The sequence below is a fragment of the Rhizobium altiplani genome (assembly GCF_001542405.1).
GTDB classification, from domain to species: domain Bacteria; phylum Pseudomonadota; class Alphaproteobacteria; order Rhizobiales; family Rhizobiaceae; genus Rhizobium; species Rhizobium altiplani.
Genome location: NZ_LNCD01000028.1, coordinates 1 through 6836 on the forward strand (window position 1 = coordinate 1; position 6836 = coordinate 6836).

Annotated in this window: 4 protein-coding genes and 2 pseudogenes; 1 reads left to right on the top strand and 5 read right to left on the bottom strand. The window is 56.2% G+C overall.

Annotated features, from left to right (window positions below):
• Nucleotides 1-59: 59 nt before the first annotated feature.
• Together AS026_RS04960 and AS026_RS04965 are read right to left on the bottom strand one after the other, a co-directional pair.
• Nucleotides 60-1253 (bottom strand): DUF418 domain-containing protein, encoded by a 1194-nt coding sequence (locus AS026_RS04960; RefSeq protein WP_245307324.1) that lies wholly within the window; start codon nt 1251-1253, stop codon nt 60-62.
• A 606-nt stretch (nt 1254-1859) separates the two neighbouring features.
• Nucleotides 1860-3080 (bottom strand): annotated as a pseudogene (locus tag AS026_RS04965) (ISL3 family transposase); the annotation flags it as partial.
• Nucleotides 3081-3695: 615 nt separating this feature from the next.
• Here AS026_RS04965 and AS026_RS04970 point away from each other — a divergent pair.
• On the top strand, nt 3696-4424 hold the full coding sequence (locus tag AS026_RS04970; protein ID WP_028746936.1) for a carbonic anhydrase: 729 nt from the start codon (nt 3696-3698) through the stop codon (nt 4422-4424).
• 671 nt (nt 4425-5095) lie between these two features.
• Here AS026_RS04970 and AS026_RS41000 read toward each other — a convergent pair.
• From AS026_RS41000 to AS026_RS39350, 3 genes and pseudogenes are all read right to left on the bottom strand, one after another.
• Nucleotides 5096-5234: pseudogene (locus AS026_RS41000) on the bottom strand (1-aminocyclopropane-1-carboxylate deaminase); the annotation flags it as partial.
• Between the two features lie 327 nt (nt 5235-5561).
• Nucleotides 5562-5795 (bottom strand): hypothetical protein, encoded by a 234-nt coding sequence (locus AS026_RS41620; protein ID WP_131815282.1) that lies wholly within the window; start codon nt 5793-5795, stop codon nt 5562-5564.
• Between the two features lie 200 nt (nt 5796-5995).
• A protein-coding gene (locus AS026_RS39350; protein WP_100248102.1) for an IS5 family transposase occupies nt 5996-6759 on the bottom strand; the annotation gives its coding sequence in 2 pieces (ribosomal slippage) (nt 5996-6432 and nt 6432-6759; 765 coding nt in all).
• Nucleotides 6760-6836: the final 77 nt, after the last annotated feature.

The following is a 6836-nucleotide window of genomic DNA, read 5'->3' on the forward strand; positions in this document are numbered from 1 at the left end:
AAGATCTACCAATGAGCGAAACAAACGCGGAAGACGCCGGAACGTTCCTGACCGCGTTTTCATCTGGCAATCAAACGCGATCCTTGGTGTGACAACAACGTCGCCAGTCGGTGGATGGAGGCTTGGACGCCGGAAACGGTCTTCGCCATCCGGCCGTCCTGCTGCGATGCTCTGTCGAAACAGAAGCTCAGCAACGTAATCGCCACCATCAGGAGCGCTGTGAGCAGAGCCGACTGGGTAATGGTGGTTGGTTCAAATTGCACGCAATAGAGCAGCATGTTGCCAAAGGCGAAGGTGAAGAGGCTCGTGCGACCGAAGAACGTCAGCGATCTCCACAGTGAGGTCGGCGCAATCGACTGGCGCAAGGTAAGCAGGACAGCGGCGGCCGTAATGGCAAAAGCACCGACAACGCCGGCGGCGAAGTAAAGCGGATGGCTGTCGAGTCGCATGGTCATGTTCCCAAGGCCTCTCTTCGTTTCGCTATCGAGTATCCACGCGCCCGCGATGAGCGACAGCCCGGTGCCAAGGAGCACAAGCCAAGCGCGCCGAGTCATCCCTGCGGCCACGCCCGAAGCCGAGCCCATCAGGATTTTCCCGAGCGCCATTCCGGATATGACGAGCGTCATGCCATGCAGGACGGAGGGGCCGCCGAGCTTGGCTCCCCCTATTCCGAACAGGAACATCGCGAGGCGGTCCACTTCCGTTGGCAAGCCAAATACTACGGGACTTGGCAGCCCGCGCAAGACCGGATGAAGAATGTGAATGGCGACGCCCAGGATCAGAAGCGGAACTAGGCCCAGGCGATTGCGCGTCCATAAAAGGGCGGGAGCCACAGTTAGTGCGATTGCGTAAAACTTCAGAATGTCAGTGAACGGGGTTACCCCCAGCATGAAGATTGTCGATATGGAAAAGAATAACGAGTATTCAGACTTGGCAAAAAAAAGAACGACAACAGAAAGACTGTATAGCAGCCAGCATTGAATGGCCCTCGACCACAGAGGAGCGATAGATATACTGTGCTTGTCGGTATCAAATCGTGGCCTGTATACGACTTCAAGCATCGTTCCGAAAAGAACAATGAACGTTGGCGTTGAAAGCGCCATCAATAATTTAAGACCATCAACATAGGGCCCCTTAAAAAAGTCTGCTAATTTGGACACCGCCAAGACGTGACTGCCCATGGCCAGGAAAATCGCACATGAACGGGCCACATCGATCCCAACTATCCGATCTATCTTCATATTTACTGTCATGCTCCGGCAATTCTCCTATGGATAAGCAAAAAGGGCTTACCTACTCACAAAGCCAGACCGACAACCCCAGTCCGCTTGCGCTCTATCAAGTATCGTCAGGGCAATAGTCTGCGCCGAAGCAATGCTGTCGACAAAAGGAATGGAATGACGATGAGATGCAAAGTACGCCGACATGTAGGCAGACGTCGACGACGGGTGACCGAGCTATGGCTCCGACGGTTCAAGATGAATTTCCCAAGATATTCTCACCGCACTACAGTAGACCTGCAAAGCTCCAGTTCTTTTCTCAGCAGCGTAAAGCAGCAGGGTTAGCAGGCGCACGTGCTGATCGGACCGCCCGTTGTCGAAACGCAAGCGATCCGCTCAGGTTCGCTAGTTTCGGCGCCTTGATTTTCAGTTTCGACCTCTCTAATAATCATCTCCGAAAGATCGGTAAAATTCATTGGTTGGATCGCAATGATCTAAGCAATGAATGGGAGAATGCGTATTAAGGTCTTCGCGGGCAGTTTCACTCCTGTCCTTGGCGTAGCGCGACAAATCACCAGAGCGCCATTTTTCAAAACCCTCCTCTGCGAAGCGGTCCTCGTCGCCATCGGCAAGCATGAAAACACTCAGGGCTGCAGCCACAACGGAGATCATATGGCCCGTATCGGGATCGCGGACGGGTTCTGAAACATCCATATCCGCAGGCGGCTCGTCAGGTTGGATATTTTCGACTTCGCGCCACACCTTCAGCAAGCACTCCAGATTAGAGCGGCTGCCCGTGTAACCGCGGTTCTTGATATCGTAAAACAGATGCCGCCCGACCCGGTTTCCTTTTTCCAGCATTCAGCCAGGAAACATTGAAAATACAGCGGCGATGTCGGATTCAATGCTGCCCGGTTTCTGTCTCGAGGTGCATCGGAAGCAAGCCAATTCGCTATGCTGCGGCGCTCGTATCCGGTCCGCCTTGCAATCTCGCTGTAGGTGAGGCCCTGCTGCCGCAACGCTTGAAGCGTGTCGAATATTTCCTGACGAGATTGCCTGTGCGCCAAGCGGGCACGGCGCTGTTGTGACCTGGCGCTGGCGATAGCATCTTCGGAGAGTATGGGTCTGACATGGGCGTGAGCATAAACGCTCATTTGCTCCTTGATTGCCTCCCTGAGATTTTGAACCAGATGGAAACGGTCAGCCACCTGGCGTGCCTGTGGCGCGCCCTCTCGGGCTGCCTGAGCATACAAACCACATCGATCACGGCTCACGACCTCGATCGTCGGACGCTCTTGCAACCATGCTTTTGCGCTCTCGACTCTCCGGTCTTCCAAGACATCGACGACCGAATGACGCTCAAGATCGACCATGATCGTCCCGTAACGGAGGAATACCGCCAGCTCCAATCATCGATGCCCACAACCCGAATAGTGTCTTTTTGTATGGCTCCTGATTACCGCGCTTCAATTGCCGCAAGATCGTGTCGTCGCTGACCGGCATGCCGAGCCGATGCATCAAGTTCTATCCCGGACGACCTCCCATACTGTGGCCAACCAAGCCCACAATCTCAGCCATCCGTTTCGTCGCATATAGGGTGCAGCAATCGCGGGCAACCTGTCGGTGAAGGTTTGTCGCCCGCATTTCCGGTGTCGACACTGCCACCGGTTCAGTGCGAGTAGGGTTTCACAGCCTGAGCTTGAACAGGCAAGTCCTGGAGACGGCGGTCGTGCCAGCCGTGCTGGTGCCGACTTCGCGTTCCACAATCCGGGCAGATCCCGACAGGTTTCGTAGCAGCGGAAGGGCGATACCCAGAATTTTGACCCCCGGGCCGGGTGACCATTTCAATTGCGCTCGCATCCTCGCAAATAACAGCCGAGGCGCTAATATCCTGTTAACCACAGAAATTGAGGATGAACCCGTTTAAGTGCCAAACGACAAACGTGCTGTTGGACTCGTCTGGGAGATTAGTACAATGACAATGCCAACTGTAGCCGAAGTGATCAAGGTTCTGTGCTCTCCCTACGCCTTCTCCTCGTCGGTCCAATTCCGTCGCTGCCGACGGCCGGGATAACCTCGATCCACCGATAGTCTCCTTCATGCGTGGCTTCATCCGTGACTTCAGCTATCGCTTCAGTGCGATCTTCAGCATTCCGGTTCGCTCCTGTCGATAAAGGAGCAGATCTTGCCGCCTCGGTCAGAAAAGGAAAGGTGGGCCGCTTATCACGCTCACGAATCATCGCGCATGAGCATCCCCGCCAGAACTTGTCAGGGCCGGGTTGATCTACCGTACGGCCGGGCGATACTTCAGGATTGGCTTAGCTTCTTCGATGCGTCAATATTCCAATTGATGAGTGCCATATCAAGGCATAACCAAACCGGCCATTCTTCGATTCCCGGAGAATTGCCGGACATGACTTGGAGCAGGTGCCTTTTCTCCGCAGCCATCCCGGATATTGCAAAAGGACCGATACCATGTGCTTTGATTGCAATTCCTCCTCTCTCAGCCGTCGCTCCCTGCTGAAATTTGCCGGCATCGGAGGCGTGGCCGCCATGACTGCATGCTTCGGCAGGACCATGCCGGCATTCGCCTCGAACGCCCCCGCCCTCCTGCCGGATGAAGCACTGGCAAAACTCCAGGAAGGCAACAAGAAATTCGTCGCTGACGCGGAAGCCTGCGCCGCCAATATTTCCAAGCGCCGGCAGGACGTCGCCAAGAGCCAGGCACCCTGGGCGATCGTGCTCACCTGTTCCGACAGCCGTGTCGTGCCGGAACTTGTATTCGGCGGCGTGACGCTCGGCGAACTCTTCGTCGCTCGCAATGCCGGAAACGTGGTCGACACCGATGTGCTCGGCACGATCGAATATGGCACCGAACATCTGCATGCGCCGCTGATCGTCGTCATGGGCCACAAGCGTTGCGGGGCGGTCTCCGCCGCCTGCGAGGTCGTGTCCAAGGGCACCAAGCTCGATGGCTCAATCGGCAAGATGATCCAGCCGATCCTGCCCGTGGCTTTGGCGGAGACCGATCGCGGCGACAATTTTGTCGACAAGACCGTCCATGCCAATGCCTTCAACGGCGCCGAGCGCATCCTCACCGAAAGTGCGATCGTTTCTCGCCTGGTCGAGGAAGGCAAGGTGAAGATCGTGCCCGCCTATTATGATCTCGATACCGGCGTGGTCGATTTCCTGCACAAGGTCTGACCTACGAGGCGACTTCATGTTGCCGATGGCTATCCGCGGGCGCCTCGTCGCGCTCGCGGAACCATAGTCGCGGATGACACTTGCCGCCCGCAGCATCACCGGGCGGGTTACACTGACCGATGCGGGCCGCGAGCTGAGGTCGCGAGCTGGCTGCCTGGGCGACGCTCTTTTGGAAACTTCTGACTATACGCCTGCGCAACTTGGTGAGCTCAATCGACAGGTCCGACAGCTGCGCGATGACATCTATCGGAACCTTGGGCAGCTGGGCCGCTCCCTCCTTAGCCAGCACAAGGACATAGGCGTCGCTCGCAAACCCGATAGGTCATGGAAATAGCAGGGCTCCTGTCACGACGTCCGCCTTCCTGCCGTCACGCCCACGGAATAGAAGATTGCGTAAATGCCAATGGAAATCGCCGATTGTCCGATCTGGCCGAAATGCTCGGCGCCGTGGGGGATTGCGCCGTCATGATTGGGACCATGGAGGCGGAACTGGCCTGGTGACCACCGGTCTAAATGTCGTCGACTTTCCGCCGAACGCGGTGGGCGTGGTGGATCATCGAGTGAGAACGCCAGAGCAAGCGCTGTTCGATCGTTTTCAGGTGCCGCGTGTAGGTCATGTCGATGTCCCGCGAGACAAGGCAAAGGGGATGGCAGGCCGGGCGAGATCGAGTTCAACCGTCCTTGTAGTAATAACTGTAGCCGTTAAGCGGGGGCACCGCCGAGATGGGCGTAGAGGACTTTCGAGCCCTCGGGGAAAAAGCCCTCGCGAGTGAGATCGATCATCCCCTGCATCGACTTGCCTTCTAAAGAGGCGTCACGACACGAAAGTGGTGAACCTGTCCGACTTTTGAGAACGTATCCGGAACTAAGGTGTGGCTGGCGTGGACGGGCAGACGATCGGGGCATTCGAAGCCGACCTGGGGAGGAATCTCTACAGGATCTGGAACAGGATGAGTTTGGGAAGCTACTTTCCCGCCACTGGTGCGTGCCGTTCCAATTCCGAAAAAGAGTGGGGGCCAACGGATATTGGGTGTGCCACCGTAAGCGACAGGATCGCGAAGCTGGTGGTCAAGCAGCTCATCGAACAGGAGCTCGATCAGAGTTTCCTGTCAGATTCCTACGGCTACAGTAATGGGGCTACAACAGATGCGGTTTCTTATGAAGCTGCACATGCATCGCCACAGTTATTGCTTCGTTCAAAACTGTAGGATTTTTTTCACCGTCGGTAAGTAGCCTCAAGGCGGCAACCATGACGGCTTGTCCGCATTCGCTATCCGGCTCGATGTGATGTTTCTCACACCACGCTGTTACGACGGTAGTGAGTAGTTCAACTTCATTATCGTTTAGCGGGGAGAGGTTTACCAGTGACATCGGCACCCCTTCTCCGGAAAATATCCAATATCTGGCAATAATAGCCTACTCTCTTCCAGTGATAGGGCAAGACAAAGTTGGCCGGTTTTCACCCTCACTGAGCGAACGAGCCCTAGGCGGACATGGAGGTCAAGAACGGCACCAGCGCCGGTTGGCGGCGTTCGTGGCTCCTGTCCAGACGCTTGTCTTACGGCGTCGACTCATAAACTCTGGCACCATATTCTTGTTGCGACGAGCTTTACAGCGGCGAGGTAGTTTTCCGGGCGCTTGTCATATCGGGTTGCGATGCCTCGGAACTGCTTGATCCTGTTGAAGAACCGTTCCACGAGATTACGTTGCCGATAGACCCAGCGCGAAAATACGAAAGAGCCCTTGCGATTACTCTTCGGCGGGATGTTGGCCCAGGCCTTTCTCTCGGCGGCCTTTGCCCGTATGGCATTCGTGTCATAACCCTTGTCGGCCAGCAGGATGTCCCCCTCGCCAAGCTCATCCGTCAGCGCGTCGGCTTCGGCACAATCGGCGATCTGTCCACCAGTCAGACGCAGATTGACCGGGCGACCTTCGGCATCGACGAGCGCATGGATTTTGCTCGTAAGGCCGCCGCGGGAACGTCCCATGCCACCATCGTCTCCATCCCTTTTTTTCCCGTGGCCGCGTGCTGGTGAACGCGGACACAGGTCGAGTCGATCATGACGATGTCGCCATCGTAGGCCTTGGACACCGCTTCAAGAAGCCGATCCCATACCCCGGCTTTGCGCCAGCGGACGAAGCGGTTGTAACAGGTCGTCGGCGGGCCATAGCGTTCCGGAACTTCCGCCCAAGGCGAGCCCGTTCGAAACCGCCAGAGGATGCCATTCAGTACCCGCCGATCATCAACGCGGGCAACGCCGCGTGGCTTGTTGGGTAACAACGGCGATATAATCGACCATTCGTGGTCAGTCAGTTCGTAGCGACGACGTGTCATCAAATGCTTCCCTATTTCGAAGCCTTGAATCACGCCGGTCGATAAATGCCAAGAAATTTTATGAGTTTACGCTGTAG

What these genes read in the sequence shown, in the direction of transcription:
- AS026_RS41620 (WP_131815282.1), bottom strand. Translation starts at nt 5,795, where the DNA reads ATGTCACTGGTAAACCTCTCCCCGCTAAACGATAATGAAGTTGAACTA.
- AS026_RS04960 (WP_245307324.1), bottom strand. Translation starts at nt 1,253, where the DNA reads ATGACAGTAAATATGAAGATAGATCGGATAGTTGGGATCGATGTGGCC.
- AS026_RS04970 (WP_028746936.1), top strand. Translation starts at nt 3,696, where the DNA reads ATGTGCTTTGATTGCAATTCCTCCTCTCTCAGCCGTCGCTCCCTGCTG.